The organism is Aliikangiella litoralis, assembly GCF_052495765.1.
Genome location: NZ_CP199292.1, coordinates 2,164,534 through 2,189,458, shown reverse-complemented (window position 1 = coordinate 2,189,458; position 24,925 = coordinate 2,164,534). Strand labels below are relative to the sequence as shown.

Annotated in this window: 12 protein-coding genes; 1 reads left to right on the top strand and 11 read right to left on the bottom strand. The window is 36.3% G+C overall.

Translation table 11 applies throughout. From position 1 onward, the window contains the following. Positions 1-432 precede the first annotated feature (432 nt). The 5 genes from ACT5E3_RS09105 to purL form a co-directional block, all read right to left on the bottom strand. Positions 433-2,604: a winged helix-turn-helix domain-containing protein gene (locus ACT5E3_RS09105; RefSeq protein WP_444997993.1), complete on the bottom strand. Its 2,172-nt coding sequence runs from the start codon at positions 2,602-2,604 to the stop codon at positions 433-435. Positions 2,605-2,823: 219 nt separating this feature from the next. Further along, on the bottom strand, positions 2,824-3,414 hold the full coding sequence (locus ACT5E3_RS09100) for a MarR family winged helix-turn-helix transcriptional regulator (RefSeq protein WP_444997992.1): 591 nt from the start codon (positions 3,412-3,414) through the stop codon (positions 2,824-2,826). Between the two features lie 53 nt (positions 3,415-3,467). Continuing rightward, positions 3,468-5,054 (bottom strand): protein adenylyltransferase SelO, encoded by a 1,587-nt coding sequence (locus ACT5E3_RS09095; protein ID WP_444997991.1) that lies wholly within the window; start codon positions 5,052-5,054, stop codon positions 3,468-3,470. A 22-nt stretch (positions 5,055-5,076) separates the two neighbouring features. After that, entirely contained in the window at positions 5,077-5,967 is an 891-nt protein-coding gene (locus ACT5E3_RS09090; RefSeq protein WP_444997990.1) for an ATP-grasp domain-containing protein, read from the bottom strand. 118 nt (positions 5,968-6,085) lie between these two features. Beyond that, the gene (gene purL / locus ACT5E3_RS09085; RefSeq protein WP_444997989.1) at positions 6,086-9,979 is read right to left on the bottom strand and encodes a phosphoribosylformylglycinamidine synthase; all 3,894 of its coding nucleotides are present in this window, start codon (positions 9,977-9,979) and stop codon (positions 6,086-6,088) included. A 564-nt stretch (positions 9,980-10,543) separates the two neighbouring features. On the opposite strand from purL, the gene mltF reads away from it, so the two are divergent. Further along, positions 10,544-11,938, top strand: a complete 1,395-nt coding sequence (gene mltF / locus ACT5E3_RS09080) for a membrane-bound lytic murein transglycosylase MltF (RefSeq protein ID WP_444997988.1) — start codon at positions 10,544-10,546, stop codon at positions 11,936-11,938. A gap of 149 nt (positions 11,939-12,087) precedes the next feature. Here the strand turns inward: mltF and ACT5E3_RS09075 are convergent, their stop codons facing one another. From ACT5E3_RS09075 to ACT5E3_RS09050, 6 genes are all read right to left on the bottom strand, one after another. Next, entirely contained in the window at positions 12,088-16,980 is a 4,893-nt protein-coding gene (locus ACT5E3_RS09075; RefSeq protein ID WP_444997987.1) for an NAD-glutamate dehydrogenase, read from the bottom strand. A gap of 349 nt (positions 16,981-17,329) precedes the next feature. Beyond that, positions 17,330-19,645, bottom strand: a complete 2,316-nt coding sequence (locus ACT5E3_RS09070; RefSeq protein WP_444997986.1) for an efflux RND transporter permease subunit — start codon at positions 19,643-19,645, stop codon at positions 17,330-17,332. Positions 19,646-19,670: 25 nt separating this feature from the next. Next, entirely contained in the window at positions 19,671-20,642 is a 972-nt protein-coding gene (locus ACT5E3_RS09065) for a WD40/YVTN/BNR-like repeat-containing protein (RefSeq protein ID WP_444997985.1), read from the bottom strand. A 206-nt stretch (positions 20,643-20,848) separates the two neighbouring features. Continuing rightward, the gene (locus tag ACT5E3_RS09060; RefSeq protein ID WP_444997984.1) at positions 20,849-22,216 is read right to left on the bottom strand and encodes a DUF1329 domain-containing protein; all 1,368 of its coding nucleotides are present in this window, start codon (positions 22,214-22,216) and stop codon (positions 20,849-20,851) included. Between the two features lie 27 nt (positions 22,217-22,243). Continuing rightward, a complete protein-coding gene (locus tag ACT5E3_RS09055; RefSeq protein ID WP_444997983.1) occupies positions 22,244-24,082 on the bottom strand; it encodes a DUF1302 domain-containing protein in 1,839 nt (612 codons plus the stop codon). Positions 24,083-24,321: 239 nt separating this feature from the next. Further along, on the bottom strand, positions 24,322-24,561 hold the full coding sequence (locus tag ACT5E3_RS09050; protein WP_444997982.1) for a DUF2835 family protein: 240 nt from the start codon (positions 24,559-24,561) through the stop codon (positions 24,322-24,324). Positions 24,562-24,925: the final 364 nt, after the last annotated feature.

Below are 24,925 nucleotides of genomic sequence, written 5' to 3'. Positions count from 1 at the left end.
CAATGGTTTCAAGCGATAGGTCTCACTAACACTCGATAAAATAATTCAGCTTTTAAATATTAGTTAGCCCTAAAGCCTTGCTCTAACAATAAAACTCTAATAATAATAGAGAATTGAGATAAAATTGAGATTAAATGATGTTCATTGGGTTATATTTCAGCCCAAGAAATAATAAAAAAAAGAGAAACAAATAAATTATAAATAAACCAATATAAAAAGCACTTTTACCTTTTCCTTAAATTATTTATCGTCATTTTTTTAGTAAAAACAACTATCTCAGCAAGATTATATTGCAGTGCACAATTTTATTCTATTAAGGCTTGTAAATATTTATCTTAATCAATACTTGAATATCAGATATAAATGCTAATACATCAATATCTGAGAACGTTATAATAGACACTTATTTTTTTTGCATTCAAAAATAATTATTTATTTTTTATAGTTTAACTCAGTCGCATTAACAACTTTCTTTATATCAATTTGTGGAATATCATTGACGGTAAGTAACAATTGGTTAGAAGCAGAAGAATAAGACATTGTAGAAAACTGATTGGTTACCATCCAAGGCAAATAAGCAGCTAAACTTACCTTTTGAGTTTGTTTGTCAAAGAAATGAATCTGATGTTTACCACCAACCTCTTTGTAAAAATAAATACCCTTATCAGTTAAAATCCAGGCATATCGAGTACCAAACTCATCAACAGACAATAGCTTTTTATTTTTATCTGGCTCGCTCTTGCTTAATAGCCAAAGCTCTCCTTTATTATTAACGGCATACAACCCCTCCTTTGACTCTTTAGCATAATAGATGATTAAATCAGTCAACAGTTTAGGTGGCGTATCATCAAAAGAGAACTCATAGTATCTTGACTTTGATTGATGATGTGAAATGGCTAATAGATGTTTATCATCTAAAGACCAACTAGGTCGACCATGAGATTCAAAAGGAGACTTTAGCATAGTCACTTTTTGACTATTTAAATCCAATACAAAAAGTTTTGATTCATTGTTTTTTCTGACTCTACCAATAAAAGCAATCTTTGAACCATCATGAGACCAAACAGGGAAACGAACCTCATTCTTTAAGCTGGTTAATTGCAACCTATTTTCGCCATCTAAATCAGCGGTCCACAACTCAAAATTGCCAGACTCATTAGAGGTATAAACAATTTTTTGTGTTTTTTCAGAATAATCCTGACTCCTGTGGCTAAAGTTAGACATCAAAATTGGAAATAATGTTCTTGAAATATTTTCATTTAAAGGAAGACTAGAAATTCGATAGTTTTCTCGTTTATGATGATAAAAAATCTGCTTACCATCACGAGAAAATTTAGGATAACTAAATCCATCAATATCTAATGGAGTAATTGTTTTGTTCTCTAATTCAACAATTTCTCCTGTACGATTATCAGGTAAAGCCTTGGAAAAAACAATTGTTTGATTATCTGGATGCCAGTCAAAACCAACAATATTAATATAATCCTCAACGACTTTCTCTACCTTATAATTCTCCAAATCTATTATATACAAGTTTTCTGAGTACTGATCGGCTCTAGCGGTTACCGCAATTTTTTTACTGTCCGGTGAAAACAGAACTCCCGTTAAAAAATCGCCACATAGCTCAGCACATGGAATTTCTATTTCTCTGTTAATTTGATCAAGATTAGCTAAATCAACCAGCCAAATACCTTCTTCACCTTGGAGAATATTACTTCGATTAAAATAAACTAGAAACTGACCATCATGAGACACTGTAAAAGGCATACGACTAGAAATCTTACGATTACATTTGACCAGTTGCTCTGACTCTCCGGTCAATATATTCACCCTAAAAATCATACAACCTTGTTGTATCTGAGTTCTTGATGCATAGTAAGCCCATGTAGAATGATTATCCCAAGCCGTTATTTCAGAAATAATACCGTTGAAAGTTAACCTCCTAGGAGGAGTATTGTTATTTTTTAACTCTTTGATATATAACTCTGGACGAGCTCCCCGCTTTCTCCAAACAAATGCCAACCACTCTCCATTAGGTGATGGACTTGGAAACAGCTCCACCCCAGGCTCTTTCGTAACTAATGATAACTCTGGTATAACAGGCTTTGATACTTCATTAGTTTGAAAAATAAAAAAAGCAAAAACAAAAAGACAAAAAACACTCAAAAACCATATAGGATTAAACCTATTGTCTTTTGACAACTCAGTTTGAATATGAGGCTCTAAAAGGTTAGTTGATTGTGAAGGTTCAATATTATTTTGAGAGTCATCAAACTGGGGCGCTACTAGAAGTCGGTAACCTAATTTACGAACAGTTTCAATAATTTCAACTTGTGGCTCTTTATTTTTAAAAATATGTCTAAGTTGCCATATAGCATTATTAAGTAAATTTTCACCTGCTTTTTTATCATTACTCCATATTTTACTAATCAGCTCTTCTCTTGAAACAATATTTGGATATTGCTCAACTAAGGTAGTCAACACTTCTAATATTCTAGGCTGGACTTTAGATTTTTTACCATCGGAAAACTCGAGTAAAGACTCATCTAGCTTGACTTTGCAACCATCTAAATAATAATACTGGCAATTGGCATGACGATGCATAAATTTATCTTAGCTTACTGATACTCAAATTAAATTAAAAACTAATACAGTGCCTAAAACCTCGCCCCAAATGTCTCAGCGAGCCCACTCTAACACAATATAATTTTAGTCTATTAGTAAAGATGATAACAATATTAATACGAAGTTTATAGTAGAGTAATCAAGAAAATATAGCTTGGTAAATTTAGCTGCCTCCCTCTTTTAATAGTCGCTCAAAAGCTAACTACTACTTTTTTTAGCCCAACGAATAATTTCTTTTTGATCAGCAGGAATTGTTCCTTTTTCGTTTAAAGATGATTGTGCATGACTTGCTAACATTGTTTCAGCTTTATCTTCTAACTTTGCAAGCAACTCCATTAACAATTCTTTTTCAGAATCCTCAATAACTTCTTCAAGGTCATCCGTTCTTTTATTAATAACATCGCACAGCCTTTTATAAACATCTTTCCCCTTGTCTGTTAGTATTAGATATTTAACTTTCTTGTTTGAAGCATTTTTTTCAACTCCAACCATTTCCAAATTAATCAGCACTTTGACTGCTCGACTGACAGTATAGGAATCTAGCCTGGCTTGATAAGAAATATCAGCCGCCTTTATAGGCATGTAGGAACCAATATTTAAAATGACTCTTAGCTCGCGTGGGTCAAGCTCAATAATTTCTCTAATGGCTAAATCCCGGTTAAGTTGCAATAAGTTACTGACAACTGCTATTTGAAAAGGAAGATGTTCATACAAATCAAGAGGTTTTTCCAACTGTTCAGTAATATTAAATACTTGTTTTCTTTTTCTTACTGCACGGTATTTATACATTGTAAAAGTATCTCCTATAAAGCTAAAAATATAAGCTTATTAAATTTTTCGACTCAAGAACTACAGGACAACATAGAACATCCCGCTTTATGTCTAGCCCATTCAGGCCTTTTTGCAGAATAATCGTCATACTCAGGCTGCTCATCATAAGGCTTGCGCATGACATCTAATAATCGTGCTACTTCAGAAAAATCGCCGATCGATGCTTTATCAATCGCTTTTTGGACCAAATAGTTCCTCAATATATACTTTGGATTATACCGATTCATATCAGATATTCTATCTTCATTAACACAATCTTGTTGTGAAAGCCTATTTAAATAATCCCTAAACCAATGAATTATTTTACTTTTTACTTTGCCTTTAACTTCCTCTGGTTTATAAAATGCTTTATTAATAACCGAAATAAGTTCTTCGTCAGAATAACAACTTTCAGGGTTAAACTGAGATAACAGCCTGAAAAATATAGTCATATCGGTTTCTGTTAATTGTAATAAGGTAAAAAGATCTGCTATTAACTTTTGATCTCGGTCACCATTATGTCCCTTTAGACCCAACTTTTTCGAATACATTTTTTGTGAATGCTGTTTATATAAGTCATAAAAACTTTTAAGTGAACCTTCTAAAAATTCAGTGCGCTTTACAATTGGCGCAATCGCATTAGCTAGTTGATATAAGTTCCATTGGGCAACTTGAGGCTGATTGCTAAAACAATATCGACGTCCTTGTGAATCAGTTGTATTTGGCGTCCAGTTAGGCTCATATCCTTCTAACCAACCATAAGGTCCATAGTCGATAGTTAAACCAAGAATTGACATATTATCGGTATTCATCACGCCATGCACAAAGCCAACTCTCATCCAGTGAACTATAAGCTCAAGTGTTGATTGACAAACTTCTTCAAACCATTCTTCATAAACTTCAACACAGGGGTTACCCAAATGCGGGAAATCATTACGAATAGTGAAATCAATTAACTGCTGCAATATTTTTTTTTCATTTCTAGCAGCAAAAATTTGAAAGCTTCCAAAACGAATAAAAGAAGGAGAAACTCTACAAACAACAGCACCAGGTTCTAATTCAGCTCTACCATCATAAAACATATCCCGTAAAACACTTTCACCAGTTAATATCAAACTTAAAGCTCGTGTTGTAGGAATTCCCAAATGGTGCATTGCTTCGCTACACAAAAACTCTCGCACCGATGAACGTAAAACAGCAAGACCATCAGCTGTTCTAGAATAAGGAGTTAATCCAGCACCTTTTAATTGCAAAGTCTGATTATTGCCATTGCAATCAATAACTTCTCCTAAATTAATTGCTCTACCGTCACCTAACTGTCCTGCCCAATGACCAAATTGATGACCACCATAACACATCGCATAAGATTGCATTCCATCAAGTAACTTATTACCCGAAAATACAGTTTTAAACCACTCAGACTGACAATCTTCAGAGGATAACCTCAATAAGTCTTTGACTTCATCTGAAACACATAATATTTCTGGCTTTCTCACTTGAGTAGGTAAAACCGACGAATAACATGCATTATAAACTTGGCGAGGAAAATTAGCTGTTTCGGTGTCAGCAGGCAGCTCATTAAAAAAACGATTGTTAAATCTAAATGGTATTTTAGTCATATTACTCTGCGTATCATTTTGCTTATTTACTAATGTTAGCTTTTGCTAATTGACTCATACGTCTTTCCATTGCATCCACATAACGTTTAGGCGCTTTCGTATCAAGGTTAAAGTAAAGTGAAGGTTCTATCAACTCAGCCTCCATTAAAGCAAAACTACTTTTCCATCTAACAAAATCAAATCTAGCATAAAGCAAAGGAGTATCGATTACTTTTAAAATTAATTCAGCTTGTTCTTTTAACTTGTTTTCTGGTTCAACTTTAGATAAAAGCCCACCAAACTCTTCTTGTACTCTAAAGTCATTAAGCTTTGGCTTTTTTAATATACAGTGACTATACTCTCCATCAAAATAAAAAATTGAATACTCCCCTTCATCAACAATTGACGGAACAAAGGGCTGCACCATAAAAGCACGCTGTTCAAATTTTTCAGCAAGCACATCAACCATTGTTAAGTGTTCCGCTTTAGTTATACGAAAAGTATCAAAAGCACCAGCACTAATACATGGTTTAATCACTATTTGATTGGTTGATAATTTTTCAAACCAACTTAAATATTCATGTTTATCAAATGTCTCCAACCATAATGTTGGTACTATTTGAACTTTTTTTAACTCGAGCTCTCTCAGGTATTTTTTATTAATATTCCATTTAACAACACTAATCGAATTTTCTAAATGGGCAGTTGAGTTATCAATATTCTGTAATACACTAAGAAATTTTTCTGAATCCAGTTGATAGTCCCAAGTTGAACGAATCATAACTAAATCAAATTGATCCCAATCTATATTTTCAGCTTTCCATGAAATAGTTTCAGTTTGCCAACCAGCATTTTTAAGAGGCTCATTTAATAATCCATCATGTACTTCGTAACCTTTTAGGTTATCCATTGATAATATTGCACATCGTTTCATATTTACCCCTGAATATAAATTATTTAATGTTAAAATACTGTATCACACTATTATTTTGCTTTTTATAAAAAAAAACCGAACAGCAAATGGTTCGGTTTTTCTAAATAATATATGAGTACTATCCAACCCAAACTCTTGCATTACGAAACATACGAGTCCAAGGACCATCTTCTCCCCATTCGGCAAGTGAATAAGAATTTTGTACGGTGCGTGCTACACGTTCAGGATGAGGCATCATAATAGTTACTCGACCATTTTTATTAGTAAGAGCAGTTATACCATAAGAAGAGCCATTCGGATTACTTGGATAATAAGCCGCAACTTGACCATAATTATCAATAAAGCGAGCGACAACCAACCCCGATTGATTAGCTAACTTAGCTTCATCTTCACTATTATATTCTGCACGTCCCTCAGCATGAGAAACAACAACCGGAATTTTTGAGCCTTCCATTCCTTGCATAAAAATAGAAGGGTTTTTTTCTATTTCAACCATTGAAAAGCGAGCTTCAAATTGTTCAGATGTATTTCTAACAAAATGTGGCCAATGCTCAGTTCCAGGAATTATCGAACGCAAGTTCGATAACATTTGACAACCATTACAAATTCCAAGTGCGAATGTATTTTCTTTTTCAAAAAACTGTTTAAACTGCTTCTTCATTTTATCGTTAAACAAAATAGACTTAGCCCAACCTTCACCGGCTCCCAAAACATCTCCATAAGAAAATCCACCACAAGCAACTAAACCAACAAAACTATCTAATTGCGTTCTACCTGCTAGCAGATCACTCATATGCACATCAATGGCATTGAAACCCGCCTTTATAAAAGCAGCAGCCATTTCTAAATGGCTATTAACACCCTGTTCTCGTAATATAGCCACTTTGGGCTTGTTTTCGTCATTAAGATATTGTCGAGCAATATCATCGGCAGGATCAAAAGAAAGTTGTGGGTTGATACCAGGGTTGTTACCATCCAACCTAAGTTTTTTCTCTTCTAATGCACATTGCGGGTTATCTCTTAATGCTTGCATCTGATAAGTCGTTTCAGACCAAATTTCTCTCAGCTCCATTAAGTTTCTTTGTAACCAAACACTTTCACCATGAGTAACTTTAACGACTAGCTCTTGAGTAACAGAACCAACAACATGAGAAATATGCGTTAAGCCATTTTTATCAAGCGTATCTAACACCGCAGTAAAATCAGATTCAGCCACCTGAATAACACAGCCAAGCTCTTCGTTAAATAAAACACTCATAGCATCATCAGACAAAGAGTCAAGATTAATACTCAAACCACAATGTCCAGCAAATGCCATTTCAATTAATGTTGTAATTAAGCCACCATCGGAACGATCATGGTAAGCAAGCAACTGGCCACTAGCATTAAGATGCTGAATTGTGCCAAAGAAGCGTTTGAATGTTTCTGCATCTTCAACATCTGCACATTCTTCACCCAACTGCCCCATCACCTGAGCTAATGCTGTTGCGCCAAGCCGATTTTTACCTTCACCTAAGTCAATGAATATTAATCGGCTATCAAGTGTTTTATTGAGTTGAGGTGTTAATGTTTTACGAATATCAGAAACAGGAGAAAAAGCACTGATAATGAGCGATAAAGGAGCAGTGACACTTTTTTCTTGCCCCTCTTCTTGCCATACCGTTCGCATTGACATTGAGTCTTTACCTACTGGAATAGCAACTCCCAATTTAGGACATAAGTCCATTCCTACTGCTTCAACCGCTTCATACAGTCCAGCATCTTCACCACTTGCACCACACGCCGCCATCCAGTTAGCAGATAACCGAATACGGCTGATATCTTCTATTTTTGCAGCAGCAATATTGGTGATTGCTTCGGCGACCGCCATACGCGCAGATGCAGCATAGTTTAGGTTAGCTGCGGGAGTACGTTCTCCCATAGCCATAGCTTCGCCGGTGGTAGCCTGCAAACTTGATGCAGTTACGGCACAATCTGCTACCGGTACTTGCCAAGGACCAACCATTTGATCACGGTGAGTTAAACCACCAACACTTCGATCTCCAATGGTAATTAAAAATGTTTTATCAGCTACTGCTGGTAAACTTAATACTCGATTAAGCGCATTATCTAAACTTTCACTTAGCTGCAACTCTTTTTGAATAACTTTCGAAGAAAGCACTTCGCGATGCATTTTAGGCGCTTTACCAAACAGCACATCCATAGGTAAATCAACTGGTTTATTTGCAAAGTGCTCATCTGTCAGAGTCAAATGTTCTGCTTCGGTCGCCTCACCTAATACAGCAAATGGACATCTTTCACGTAAACAAATTGCTTCAAATTGAGCTAAATTTTCAGGCGCTATCGCTAATACATATCTTTCTTGTGACTCATTACACCAAATTTCGACAGGGCTCATACCTGGTTCGTCATTAGGAACCCTACGCAATTCAAACTGACCGCCTCGGCCGCCATCATGAACCAGCTCAGGTACAGCATTAGATAAACCACCAGCCCCTATATCGTGAATAAATTCGATTGGGTTTTTTTCACCCATAGACCAGCATCGGTCAATCACTTCTTGGCAGCGCCTTTCCATTTCAGGGTTTTCTCGTTGAACGGAAGCAAAATCCAGATTTTCATCACTCGTACCTGACGCCATAGATGAAGCAGCTCCCCCCCCTAAACCGATCAACATTGCAGGACCACCCAGTACAATGACATGATAACCCGCTTTTATTTCCGCTTTTTCAACATGCTGCTCACGTATATTCCCCATTCCGCCAGCAATCATAATCGGTTTATGATACCCCCTAACCTCAACGCCATGTTCAAATTCTACAGGTTGTTGATAGGTTCGAAAGTAGCCACATAAGTTAGGCCTACCAAATTCATTATTAAATGCAGCGCCGCCTAACGGACCTTGAATCATTATGTCTAATGCAGAAACAATTCTTCCAGGTTTACCATAATGCATCTCCCAAGGCTGGATAAAACCGGGAATTTCAAGGTTAGATACACTGAACCCCGTTAAACCTGCTTTTGGCTTACCTCCTCGTCCTGTAGCTCCCTCATCTCGAATTTCTCCACCAGATCCCGTTGAAGCACCAGGAAATGGTGAAATAGCAGTAGGATGGTTGTGGGTTTCCACTTTGATTAAAATATGAATAGGCTCAATATGGTAATGATATTCTCCAGAGTCTTGCTCTGACCATAAACGAGGCTGTTGATACCCTTCTATCACAGCAGCATTGTCGCTATAAGCCGATAAAACACCGTTTGGCGATACTTTATGAGTATTACGAATCATTGAAAATAAAGAATTTCCTTTTTCTTGACCGTCTATTGTCCAACGTGCATTAAATATTTTATGTCGGCAATGCTCTGAGTTTGCCTGGGCAAACATCATCAACTCAACATCCGTTGGGTTACGTTTTAACTCAGTAAACCGCTCAACCAAGTAGTCAATTTCATCATCAGCCAGCGCTAATCCAAGAGATTGGTTAGCCTCAACAAGAGCGTCTTTACCACCTTTCAAAATATCAACCTTAGTTAACTCACGTGGCTCCTCTCGTTGAAATAACACCTCTGCGTCTTTCAACTCAGAAAAAATACTTTCCACCATACGATCATGTAATAAAGGGTGAAGAGACTTTAAATCTTCATCGGATAACTCTTGACCATCATCATATTGGCAATACCAGCTAATTCCCCTTTCTAAGCGGTTGATTTCTTCCAACCCACAGTTATGAGCAATATCCGTTGCTTTCGACGACCAAGGAGAAATAGTTCCTTGTCTAGGAACGACCAAAGCAAAAGCGCCTTTCGTTTCCTTTACCAGTTTACGAGAACCGTAAGTTAACAATTTCTTTAAAATAATTAGCTTTTCTTCTGGTAGCTCTTTATTCAAATCAGCAAAATGGACGTATTCAGCATAAATCTGCCCTAAATTGGGTAGCAGTTTTTTTCCATTGTTAAGTAGTTTTTGGCTTCTAAATTGAGATAATGCAGGTGCACCACGGAGAATTAGCATAGTGTTCAGGCTCAAAAAAGTAGGTTGGCAATCAAGGCGCAATAGTACACGAATTGTCTACATTAATGTATAGATAATGTGTCCATCTAGTACAAAATTTTATGAATTTAGAGCAAAAATCGAACTAATAATCAATCTCACTAAGAAATATTAAGCCGATCAATTTTAAATTTTTTATTGCTAGACTCAATTAAGCTACACCCGTTGATTTACCTAACATTACAATGAAATCTTACATGGAAAGTGTACATTAGTTTACAAAACATACAATAAAGGTGACTTGCGTAAGCATAATTAAACAACGATAATTGACTAATAGCACACTTTAAATCGGTCTTTATTTAAGTGGATTTTTTAAATATTAATACCCCTTCAATAGTTAACTATCCAATACAACCCACTGATTTAAAAGAACTTTTAAAAACAAGAATAATTAATATAAGAATATAATCAAGTGAACAATTAACTATGCAGCAATTTTTTTATCACCAAATACAACGACAACTTCTGAGACTTAAAGCACTCAGAACGCGTCTGCCTTTGATGATAATATTGGTACTGCTAATGAACGCTTGTGGGCCAAATAACCTCTCTCAGCTCGAAAAAATAAAGAATAAAGGTAAATTAGTAGTCGCTACTCGTAATAGTCCGACCACTTTTTATGAAACGGCAGATGAATATGCTGGAATTGAATATGAACTGATTTCACGTTTTGCCAAGTCTCTTAATGTTGAGTTAGAGTTTATCGTCAATGACAATATTAAAGAACTAGTTGATATGCTAGCCGATGGTAAAGTTGATATTGTTGCCGCAGGATTAACAATTACCCCCGAAAGAGAAAAACATCTACGTTTTGCTCCAGCTTACCAACAAATAACTTCTAAATTAGTCTTTAAACAAGGTAAACGCTGGCCTCGTAATATTTCTCAACTGAATGGTGAACTGAGAGTCATCGCACACTCATCTTACTCTCAAGAATTACTTAACCTTAAATCATCAACACCTGAGCTTCACTGGTCAGAAACAACAGAACAAACCAATGAAGAACTTCTGATGATGATCTTAGATGAAACTATTGACTACACCATTGTTGACTCGACTGAACTTGATCTTAACCGTCGCTTCCACCCAGAGCTAGCAGTTGCTTTTACCGTAGGAAAACCACAAAGTCTGGCTTGGGCAATGTCAAAAATTGATGATTATTCATTGTTTTCTAAAGTCATTGAGTTCTTTGGTCAACAGAAAATGGATGGTCAATTAGCTTATCTTATAGAAAAGTATTACGGACATGTCGAAAAATTTGACTATGTTGGAGCCCGTCAATTCCACCGGGCAACTCAAGAACAACTCGACACTTATAAAGAAATGTTTGTTGATTCCGCCAAAGATGATCTTGACTGGCGACTACTTGCAGCCGTTAGTTATCAGGAATCTCATTGGCGTCCAAAAGCCAAGTCACCTACAGGTGTTAGGGGCATGATGATGCTCACTCGGGCAACAGCAAAGCAACTGGGCATTAAAAACCGTCTAGATCCTAAGCAAAGTATTTTTGGCGGTGCTGAATATTTAAGAAAAGTATTGAAACGCGTTCCTGCTCAAATTCAGGAACCCGATAAAACCTGGTTTGCTTTGGCTGGTTATAATATTGGTTGGGGTCATGTTGAAGATGCAAGAAAAATAACGAATAACCAAGGTGGCAATCCGAACAAATGGTCAGATGTCAAAGAACGCTTACCGTTATTACAAAAGAAGAAATGGTATAAAAAGACCAAACATGGCTACGCTAGAGGTGAAGAGCCTGTTAAATATGTGACTAACATTAGGCGTTATTACGATGTGTTAGTTTGGCAAGATGAAGAGCAACAATCTTTACCTGATCCTGAAACCGGCACAACAAAAAAAGAATCTTTAATTGCCGCAAAGGACTCGGCTAAAGAGACTGAAGTAACACCTAAATAACGAGTACGCCTTTATATCATTAAGTCTGTCTTGGATAAGAAAGTATCCTCATATATTTTTTAAAAACCGCTAACTAAACTTTTAGTCTATCAATAAAAAAAGAGAGTTATTTTTCAATAACTCTCTTCCAATCGCTTTTTAGAAAAGGCTTATTTCTTGCTTTTATTTTTCACTTTAAAATCTTTCTCCCTAATCACTGCAGCCGCTCTAACACTACTTTGAACCAGTATTAATAACTCTCTTAGAGCAACCGAAAACTTAGCAAATTCATGGCGACTACTCGAACGAAAATCAGCTAGCATTTGTTGCCAACGAGAAAGTAATACTGAATTTTCAATCACCCAGTTAATGATACGTTCTTCTGCTGTTGCTGATTTTTTTGACATGTGCAAAACAGCAACCGTCAAACTTCTTTGTTGCCAATCAAGATCTTCTCTAAAAGAAGCCCGAGCAAATGCTTGCCAGTGATTATCAACGGGTTGTAAATTAATTTGCTCTAAGAACCAGTGAAGCTCTAATTTTGCTCCAAGTTTAAAATAAACTTCAGCAACTAATGAAATATTTAACCCCGTTAATTTGGACATTTCTATAATATCAAGAGCAGAAAACATTGTACTTAGGTAAGAAACTCTTTCTGCTAATTTTTTAGGAACACCTTGCATAACCCAAGTATCAATACTACTTCGAATAATCTTATTTTCACTTTTATCAAGCACTTTATGAATTGTTTTTTGCAGTTCAGAAACACCACCTTTAAAATAATCAATGCCATCAATAATATCAAGGTTCTTACGTCTATGGCGTAAAAACCAACGAGTACAACGTCTTACCATTCGTTGAGTTTGGTATATCATATCGTGCTTGATTTTAGCCGGTATAGAATGATCCAATGCTTCAATCTGTTTCCACATTAACGGCATTTCATAAATTTCTTTTGCCATTGTAAAACAGTTAGCAACATCTGAAGATTGTGCACCTGTTTCATCCATCGCTCTAAAGGCAAAGTTACTACCTAAATAATCAACCATTTCATTAGCTAACTTCATAGCAATAATTTCATTTTTTAATGGATGACTTTTTGTATGTTCCGCATACTTTTTTCTAATAGGTTTTGGAAAATAATTAACCAATACATCTTGATAATAAAGCTCATTCGATATATCGGGAACACATAATTCTTCTTTCAATACCATTTTTCCATAAGCAGTTAATACTGCAATTTCAGCACGCGTTAACCCTTCACTTTGAGCTAGTCTTTCTAATAGTTCTTCATCATTAGGTAAAAATTCAAGCTCTCGATCAAGCTTTCCTTCTTTTTCTAGCCAATGAATGAAGCGCATTAATTCTTTTACCATTTTGGGTGAACGTTCTTCACTCGCGCTAATCGATTGAGCTTGCAAAAAGTTCTCGCGCAAGACAATTGTTGATACTTCGTTAGTCATGCTTAAAAGAATTTTATTACGTTGCTTTTCCGTCATTTCGCCTGAACGAACGATTTGATTGAGTAAAATTTTAATATTAACTTCATTATCAGAGCAATTAACACCACCAGCATTATCGATAAAGTCGGTGTTCGCCCTTCCTTTATTTCTCATGTATTCAATTCGGCCAAGTTGAGTTACTCCCAAATTACCACCCTCACCTATCACTTTACACCTGAGTTCTTCACCGTTCACCCGAAGTGTATCGTTGGCTCTATCACCAACATCAGCGTGAGATTCAACCCTTGCCTTAACATAAGTTCCAATTCCGCCATTCCATAACAAGTCAACTTTGGCTTTTAATATAGCGTTAATTAATTGGTTAGGAGATAAAGCATCTTCATCAACATCTAACAGCTTTTTAATTTCTTTAGTTAATGGGATAGCTTTAGCATCACGTGAAAAAATCCCTCCTCCTTTTGAAATCAATTTGGCGTTATAATCAGTCCAACTCGATCTCGGCAAATTAAATAAACGTTCGCGCTCAAGGTAACTTTTTTCAACATCTGGATTTGGATCAATAAAAATATGTATATGATTAAATGCTGCAACTAATTTGGTAAACTTTGAACATAACATTCCATTACCAAAAACATCTCCAGCCATATCACCAACACCAACAGCTGTAAAACTTGTGCTTTGGCAATCAATGCCCATTTCCATGAAGTGACGTTTAACAGATTCCCAAGCTCCTTTAGCAGTAATACCCATTTTTTTATGGTCATAACCGACACTTCCTCCTGAAGCAAAAGCGTCGCCTAACCAAAAGTTATATTCTTCAGATATACTATTTGCAATATCAGAAAAAGTAGCAGTTCCTTTATCTGCAGCCACAACTAAATAAGGATCATCTTCATCATGACGAACAACATTGGGTGGTGGTACTAGCTTGCCATCAACCAAATTATCTGTAATATCAAGTAATGCACTAATAAAAACTTTATAACAAGCGACCCCTTCAGCGATAAAATCTTCACGAGATAAACCAACTAAGCTTTTCTTGCAAACAAAACCACCTTTAGCTCCAACAGGAACAATAACAGAATTTTTAACTTGTTGAGCTTTTACTAAGCCTAAAATTTCAGTCCTAAAATCTTCTCGACGATCTGACCAACGAAGCCCACCACGAGCGACTTTTCCACCACGCAAATGAACACCTTCAACTCGAGGAGAATAAACAAAAATTTCAAACATGGGAGCGGGCTGAGGTATATCAGAAATTTCAGAAGATTTTAATTTAATCGAAATATAGTTTTTATAATCATCATTTTCTATTTTTTGATAAAAATTAGTTCGTATTGAAGCATCGATTAATTCTAAATATCGATTTAAAATTCTATCCTGATCAAGAATAGCTACCGTATCTAATGACTCAATAATATTATTTTTTATATTTTTAAGTTTTGCTGAGCTTTGCTTCAAAGCAGGGGAAAATTTTTGTTTAAAATAGTTAACCAATAATTTAGCAATATCAGGATATGCAGCTAAGGTTTCTTCAATATAAGTTTGAGAAAAACTTGAACCAATTTGCCACATATATTTTGCATATGCTCTTAACATTGCAATTTCACGCCAACTTAAAGACGCGGCTAAAACAAGTCGATTAAAGCCATCATTTTCAGCATCTTCTAACCAAATTTTTGCAAATGCTTTTTGAAATTTGCTTTTTAACTTCTCCAGGTTCAGTGTTTTTCCATCTGGGTGTTGCATTACAAAATCGCTAATCCATCGCTCAGCCCCACTTACAGGTTTTATTCGGAACGGAGATTCACTAATGATATTAAGCCCCATATTTTCTAGCATAGGGATAACTTCTGATAATGCTTTTGGTTCATCACGATAAAAAAGTCTAAAACGAATGCGGTCTCTAGGATCTTCTTTTGAACGGTATAGCAACATACTCAATGGATTTTCATGAGTAAGTGATTCCATATGTTTTATATCTAAAACAGCTGTTGGAATAATCGTCTCATCTTGATATCCAGCAGGAAAACGCTCTACATATCGCTGAACAAACCTTTTGCCTTCTGTATCACCATACTCATTTAATAAAGACTCTTTTAAATTATCTTTCCAAGAGCGTGTTGCTTGGTATAGGTTTTTCTCAATTTCTTTTAAGTCATAATTGATTGTTTCAGCATTTTCGACTGGAATAATAAAATGCATTCTAGCTAAAATTGATTCTGAGAAAGTTGTCGTAAACTGAGGTTCAGAAATAGCCTTAAGAGAAGCTTTTAATATTTCAGTTATTTTTACTCTGATTTTAGTGGTATATATTTCTCTTGGTACATAAACCAAACAAGAGAAAAAACGTCCATAAGGATCACGACGAGTAAATAGTCGAATAACGGGACGCTCTTGTATTTGTAAAATACCTATTGTTGTTTCATATAGTTCATCTATTCTTATTTGAAATAACTCATCTCGCGGATAAGTCTCTAAGATATTTCTTAAAACTTTTAAATCATGTTCTAGTGGCGTTAACCCCGAGCGCTCTTGAACAGTTTGAATTTTCTGACGTAAGACAGGAATACTCATTGGATTAAGGTTATAAGCAGCAGATGTATACAAACCAATAAAACGATCTTCGCCAATGATATTACCTTCATCATCGACACGTTTCACTCCAATATAATCGATATGTGCAGGTCTATGCACACGACTTACTGCACTTAATTTGGTTAATACTAGTAAGTTTTCGCTATTTAAAATCAGATTTCGAGCACCACTAGGCAAATCATTTAGTGAATACGCTTTTGGTTTCCATATAGACTTAGTCTTTAAGCCTAAACACTCATTTTGCTGCGGGACTAATTTGAAATCTTTATTATCTCTCTCAAGAGCATAATAAGCATAACCTAATAAAGTAAAGTGATTACCACTAATCCAATCTAAAAAATCCTTGCACTCACTATTTTTTTCATTCTTCAAACTTTCAGGCAAATATTTCAATCGGTCAATGACTTCCGCTAATTTATCTTTCATTGGCTCCCAGTCACTAACCGTAACTCTTACATCAGAAAGCACTTCTTCTAAATTGAGTTTGATTAATTCAAGCTCTTTTTCATCTAATTGTCGATCAATTTCTAAATACATTGGCGTCAAGCTGGTCGACGGTGTTGTAGGATCAGGGCGGGAAATATAATTAATGCGATTATTTTTATCACGCTTTAAATCTAAAGGAGTGTGAATATGCAAATGAATATTTATTCCCATTCGGTTTAATTCCATTCGCACAGAATCAACCAAAAATGGCATATCCTTATGAACTAACTCTATAATTGTATGACGAGACTGCCAACCATGAACTTCTAAACTAGGTGTATACACTCTTACGCTACATTCATCTTTGCTGCTTTGCATATAACTCCAAAGACTCACAATTGATGCATATAACTCATTTTCATTTTTAAAATCAAAATCAGTACTTGAAATACCCGCGCAAAAATAATGTGCAAAAAGAGAAACTAGTTCTGTTTGTTTTTTTGAAAACTTATGTTCGATCAACTTGATCAAGTTTTTAAACAATATAGAGTCGTACATTTTTTGTTCAATAGTCATAAATATTCCTTATCGAAGATTTCGATAATACGATTGAGTCACACAAATTGGAAAGTTAAATAAAAGACAAATAGAATTAAAATAAAAATGCATCAAGTCATAATAAATACGGAACAAGAAATCAAAGATTTGAATGATGATTGTCATTTTCGATGTATTTGCCGCGACTAAAAACCAGGCATTTTTATATAATTTAAAGTTATGCCAATTGTAGGATAAAGGCGACACTTTAGCACTAATTAGATCGCCTTTTTGTTAATTTTTATGCATACCTTAAGCCAAACCACCAAAAGCTCGCTACAACCTCATATCTTTACCGTGTTCAAAGTTGGCCACCTGATGATCAATTTTATCTTCGATAGAGAACAGAGGCTAAAGCAGGTAGCAAAATAACAGCCCCCAGCATATTAAATAGGAACATAAAAGTCAGTAAGATGCCCATATCCGCTTGAAATTGCAGAGCAGACATTAACCAAGTACTTACACCAATGGCCAGAGTGATCCCTGTAAAGAATACCGCATTACCAGTCAGATTTAGCGTTTTCAAAAATGCTTCTGAAATACTCTCACCTGCACGTATAAAAACAGACATTCTTGAAAAGATATAAATACCATAATCAACTCCAATTCCAACTCCCAATGCAACCACAGGTAACGTTGCAACGGTTAATCCTATATCTAAAATAGCCATTAGTCCTTGAGCCATAACAGATACAACCGCTAAAGGAATAACAATACATAAAGTCGAACGTATAGAGCGAAAACTAATTAAGCATAAAACAATGACGGCTAAATATACCCAAATCAACATAGGAACTTGAGCAGCAGATACAGCCTCGTTAGTTGCCGCCATAACACCAACAGGCCCTGTTGCTAATTTAAAAGTAACATTTTCTGTTTGATTTTTTTCTATATAGTGTTTAGCAGCATCAACAACTTGTTGAATCGTTTCTGCTTTATGATCTTTAGTAAAAATCAGCATAGGAATAACACTACAATCAGTGTTAAAAAGACCACTGCTTGTTTCTAAATAACGTATTGATTGAACTAATGTTGCCTGTTCCTGGGGTAAAATTCGCCATTGTAAAGCTCCTTCATAAAATCCCGCATTCAGTATTTTAGAAACCGTTGGCAAACTAATTGCTGATTGTACTGCGGGCAAATTTTCCAGGTGCCATTGAAACTTATCGATTGCATTCATTATCTCAAATTGAGTACAACCATCAGGAATAGTTTCTGTGATGATAGAAATCATATCGGTGCCAATAGAGAAATTCTCAGTGACAAAGCGAGTATCTTGGTTATAAACAGAATCTTGCCTGAGTGCTGGTGCTCCAGCATGTAAATCACCAACTTTCATTTCTCTAGCAAACAGAAAAGAAACTATCGCAATAACACAGGCAACAATTAAAGTCTTAACGGCTGTTCGCCGCTGAGCAAAACCAGAGAAATAACGCCATAAAATCGCTTGTTTTTTATTTGACTCTTCAACTTTAGTCGCAAAGTTTGCAGGAAATTTTGCATAAGATAATAATACCGGTAGCAATAATAAGTTGGTTAAGATAATAACAGCAACCCCTAAGCTAGCGGTTATTGCCAATTCTTTAATGATATCTATCTTAATAAATAAGAGTGTCAAAAAGCCAATCGTATCACTCAGCAAAGCAATAATACCTGGAACAAAAAGTCGACAACAAGCAGCATAAGCAGCTTGATGTGCTGTTGTTCCCGAAGCAACATTTTTCCCCACGGCATTAATCATCTGAACACCGTGACTAACACCGATAGCAAACACTAAAAATGGCACCAAAATTGACATGGGATCAATACCAAACCCCAAATAAGTCAGGAGACCAAGTTGCCAAATAACGGCAGTCACAGAACATAAAAGAGGTAATAATGTTAAATTTATTGATTTAGAATATAAATAAACAAGTAGTGCTGTAATGATAAAAGCAAGTGAAAAGAATATTACTACCTGTCTAGCTCCTTGGCTCACATCGCCAATCATTTTTGAAAAGCCGATGATATGGACTTTTATATTGCTATATTTACCTTCAATAGTTTGACGAATATTTTCTAACTTTTCAGCTACCGCAACTAAATCAGTTTTTTTCTGAGTAGTGGGATCAACCGATAAAAGCTGAGCACTTACCATAGCAGAAGAAAAGTTATTCGCAACTAAACGGCCGACCAATCCAGCTTTTAGTACATTACTTCTCACCAGTGTTAATTGCTCATCAGAACCATCAAAACTAGCCGGAATAACAGGTCCACCAACCATGCCATCTTCCACCGCCTCAACAAATCGCGTATTGGGAGTAAACAGTGAACTCATTAATGGTTCTGAAACACTATCAATAGAGGCCACTAAATGAGTTGATTCAGATAAAGCTTCAAAAAATGAAGAATTAAAAATATCTCCCGATTTATCTTCCAAAACAACAAGTACTCTATTCGCACCACCAAAATGCTCTTGATGCTTTATATAGGTTTTCATGTACTCATGTTCTAATGGAATGTTTTTTTCAAAGCTTGCATCAACCTTTAGTTGAGCAGCAAAATACAACATAAAAATAGTGATAACACCAAACAACCATAAAATGGTTTTACGTCGACCAAAAATCCATTGGCTAATTAAATCATCGAGCTTTACTTGACCCATACTTTGTTATTCCATCAATTAAATTTTATAATTTGGTTTTGATAACACCATCGATGCCTACGAGTAATATGTTTTGTTGTGTTTCTATCGCATTAGCCAGATGAACCCTATCCGCACGTTGTACTAAACGAAAACTCTTACCAAGGTCCTTACTAATTAATAAAGTTCCATCAGAACCAACTATTAACAGTTTTTTATCTGATAGCATCGTTAATTCTTGTAAACCTGAAATTGTTCCTGTGTTTAGTTCTGACCAACTTTTACCCATATCAGTCGAACGGTATAAGTGGCCTCTCAATCCCATAATTAATAAGCTTTGATCTGGTAAAGCAGCAATATTAAAAAACGATCCATGATAAGGACTCGGTATTTTTTCCCATGTTTGACCAAAATCATTTGAAAGAGCTAAAAAACCCAACTCTCCGGCCATTAGCAGTTTTTGATTGGCAGGTTCGTATGTAAGAGAGTAAAAATGCGGAAAGCCAATTTCTTCATCTTCTAAAGATTCTTGAAAAACAGTTTGCCAGGTCTGCCCGCCGTTTTGGGTCGTCAAATATAAGCCATAAGCACCAACGGCAATGCCATTTAACGGATCTTTAAACCAAACATCAAAGAGAGCTGGTTGATTCAAATCATTTGATGAATGTTGAACTTGCCAGCTTTCACCAGCATCGCTCGTTTTAATAATCGTTTGTTGATGTCCCACAGCCCAACCATGTTTATCATCAATAAAAAATAGTTTGGTCAGTAACGCTTCTGAAGGCACTAACTTTTGCGTCCAGTTGCCACCGTTATCATCCGATACCAATATATGACCACGCTCTCCTACGGCTATCAAACGTTCATTACGAACTTGTTTAATATCCATTAAAAGCCGTTCTGACGCCTTCACTGCTAGAGTATTGAGTTTTATTTCTTTTTGAGCCGACAACAGCGTTTGCCAACCGAGCAAAGTAGCTATCGCAATAATTAAAACCATCTTTTTAGAATGAATCATAACTTTCCAATGTTTTATCTGCCGTTATAACTCAGGCATTGTTTACTTTTTAGAATCTATATCTCTTCTACTTAGAAATGCAGTTCTCCAGTAGACTGTTAGTATATATTTGTTTTAATGCCAAGCAACAATATCAGGATCTGAAGATTAAAAAAAGGCCGGAATAAACCGGCCTTTAGATAAAATGATTCATTAAGTATCGCTGACTACTTTTTACCAGCCCTTTGAAGTGCTGCCGGTGTGAAATCTTTTTTAGTTAACTCAGCAGAAAAGTCATATATTTCATCTTCATTATCTAAGCCTAAAGCTAAATAACGACCAGATTTAAGATCATGGTAAACCTCTAAAGTCGACCATAATGTTGGCACCTCATAATAATTTAAAGCATGTGACATACCTACTCGCCAAAGTTCATCTTGTGTATCATAAGTGTCGGTTAACGCAATCTGCCAACTATCTTCATCAATGTAGAATACTCGTTTTTTATATTGATGGCGAGTCCCTGATTTAAGGTTTGCTTCAACCACCCAAACTCGATGCAATTCATAGCGAACCAAATCTTGATTTATATGATTAGGTTGCACAATATCAGCATATTTAACCGAATCAGAATGAAGTTTGTAAGTATTGTACGGTATGTATATTTCTCTTTTGCCAATCAACTTCCAGTTGTATCGGTCTGGTGCACCATTAAACATATCAAAATCATCTGTAGTTCTTAAACCATCAGCAGCTGTTCCTGGCGCATCATATGCCACATTCGGCGCACGACGTACACGTCTTTGACCAGTGTTGTATGTCCATGCTTGACGTGGCTTTTTAATTTGATCGAGTGTTTCATGTACTAACAAAGCTGTTCCAGATAATCGCGCTGGAGCTGTGACCCATTGTTTAAAATAAAACAATATATTAGACGATTCTAAATCTTCAGGTTTAGTACCTTTCTTAGCATAGTGCTGATCAAGTTGATCCTGAAACTTTACAAGCGTATAACTACCATCGCGCAATGGGGTTACTTGTCCGGTGTAACGGGTTACAGACTCTCCTCTGTAACGCACAATATGATTCCAAACAATTTCTAAACCGTTTTGAGGAATAGGAAAAGGCACACCAACAGCAGCATTTTTCATTCCATTACCGCCTTGGACTAATTCAGCCCGCGTAGCATTTGCTTTTGTCGCATCATAAACGTGCTGTGGGTAGGAAGCACTGCGTCGAGTAACATAAATATCCATTTTAAATGTTTTAGGATAAGCTTTGAATAAAGCTAACTGCCCGTCTGTTAATTTGTCTTTATACTGCTCATAGTTAGCCGCTGTAATGGTTAATTTAACTTTGTCATCCGCAAATGGATCTAAATGAAAATCACCTACTTTATAACCTGCTGGTGGCTGGGTGATTCCACCAGTCCATTCTGGAATAGTCCCATCAGCATTACCTGCTTTTTCTGACCCCATTGGCGTTAAACTCTTACCAAGTTTAGCCGCTTCTTCTGGTGATACTTTGGCTGTCACTACACCAGAAACCAATCCTAAACAAACCGCTGTGGCGATTAATGTTTTTGTTACTTTCATATTAATACCCATATTAGTTTGCCCTAATTAAAATGAATAGCTGATATTAGCTGCTATAAAATCACGATCACCCATCAAATTCGCCGTACCTGCACCAAAAAATGATGAATAACCAATATCCGCTTTCCAGACAGCTTGTCTGTCAAAAGCAACACCTAATGTAACCGCTTTTCTACCTTGAACGAAATTACTGATTGGACCGGGTGTTGTTCCGTTAACATCATGTTGAAATACAATACGTGGTGACATATTCCAGCCCATAGCAACATCCGAATAATCCCATTTACTCACAATTCTATATCCCCATGAGAACTCATCTGCAAATGGGTTAGTCTCTACACCTTCACATTCAACAGGAAAATCAGCAATACTACAACCTGATGTCGGATCAAGAAAGCCAACTCCACGGCCAGCTCTATCTGGGTTTCCACTACGACTAGTACCAGGTGCATTAAAACGCAGCTCATCTTTACTCGGCATATCAACAATTGAGTTTCCTCCCACTTCTGCCAATAATACCCACTGATCAGCCCCCCACGTTGGCCCCATAAACTTAGTAATTGTTGCTTGGTATTGAACAGTGTCATATAGCCTGTAAGCAGAAATTTCTTCGCCGATTCCTGCTCCCCCAGGAATTTGAGATGTTCCACTTGGCACATTACCTACAGGCTCCAAAGTGGCATAAAGCAGCTCAACATCATCAACCTGTAGTGGCTCATCCAATCTATATGTCACTTCTCCAGCAATAGAAAAACCACTATCAGTTGATGTATTAAAGCTAAAAGCATACATTTGAATATTTTCTATATACTCAAAAAAACCAGTAACTTCAGTACCATTATGAGCATTTCCGGTAATAACAGGTCGTTTGTTATGATAATTCACATAGTAGAAACCAAACTCTGTATAGTTCAAATTCTCAGCGAGCCAAGATAATTTCAAACCATATTGGCCGCTATCATCAGCATCTCTATCCGCGATACGACGCGCAAAGGTTCCAGGTGTATCTTCACCAAACTGTGAAAAGCCTAAGTGAATACTTGTCCCAGACTCACCCGTAAAATCCTGGGTCGCAAAATAAGTTCCAGGTTCATCAGTCCGAAAATGCTCCCACTCAAACTGTACAAAAGCCTCTAAATTAACACTTTCAGACAGACCTACCGAAGTCCATAACGTATTAACAGGGATTAATCCTTCTTTAATTTCTGCACCTGGCACTCTCAGCTTGGTAAGATCAACAGCATTAATCTCAGAAAGGCCATGCTGTATAAAGGTGCTTTCCCCCCAGCTCACGACTTGTTTTCCTAACCTAGCTTGCAATGCCGTTTCATCAAAATCCCAAGTACTGTATATGTAAGCATCTAATAAGCGATAATCTTCGCCTTGCTGTTCTAATGCTTTTTCCGAAATGGGTTTCACTCGCCCTTCAGGGTTATCTTTTAACTCAAAATCATAAAATCCAGTACCACGGATGAAAAAACCAAAACCACTAGAATGTTCTAGTCCAAGTTCAGTTGTAAACTTAATTGCACTACTGAAAATATCTCCTTTATCAAAGTTCAAATTTCCATCATCACCATTATTTGACCAAGCACCTTGCGTCAACTCAACATTTGAACCAGGCATTGTCGTTAACTGCCCTGCTTGCAAATCTAATAAATTAGAATGCCCTATTCTAATATCTTCTCTTTCTTCAACTCGCCAGCCAGCACCAAAAGAAACCGTAGTATCCCAACTACCGTTCCAATTTTCCCCGCCAATATCAACAGCCTTAACGGTTTGTCCCATTGAAAGAGCTATAAACACAGCCAGCGTACTACCTGCGATTTTGGGTTTGTTATTCGAACTTAGCCTTCCTATCATCATTTCAGTACCTTTCCCGTTCATAAAGGGTTTACGCGTTTAAATTCCAACAAACGAACATATAAATTTAGCGACAACAGAGTAGAATTCTTATACTAAGTGGTCCAAAAACTCTGTACGCTAGCCATAACTAAGTAAAACCTATTATCGAAAATCATCGGACCAGTTTAAAGATTTTTTTTGAAGTTTTTTTATATCATATATATCAATAAGTTACAAACAAAGCGTAATACTGCACCGCATCAATACGCTACTATTTTACACAACTCCAAAGCCTTACCTGACGAAAGGTATCGCAAAACAAACTTTCCTGTAATACCGCTATGAGTTACGTGTGAAGCCAATAGATTTGCTGGAAAACGTACGTTTTTACCACAAGTACTTTTGACTAAAACCCACTTAACTTGGCCACGATAATAACTTAAATACTCATCAGGAGTTATGTTGAGGTTAAACTCTATTTCTTTAATAGAATCCTGCAAACTGACATTCAACCTTTTTTAAATCAAACCTAACCATGCGTTAAAGCTTTTAAAACCCAGTAACCACCTAATCATCAACAAAACCTATGATACTCATCTCTCTCGTCAAACGATTTACACAAAGTATATATGCTTTTTAGAGTTTCGGCCTATTGTCTAGTCAGATAAGTCATTTTTGAATATATATAGCTAAATCACTATCAATTGTCACAATAAAAGCCGTTATTTTTGCCGCTCTTTTCGTTGTCTGACTTGTCCATAGAGCGGCTATGCACTGCGCCAGACGCCTTAATAGTGACAAAAATCCCTGACTTTTCTCTATGCCAAGTGATAGTGATTTAGCTATAAACAAACACTCCTTCAT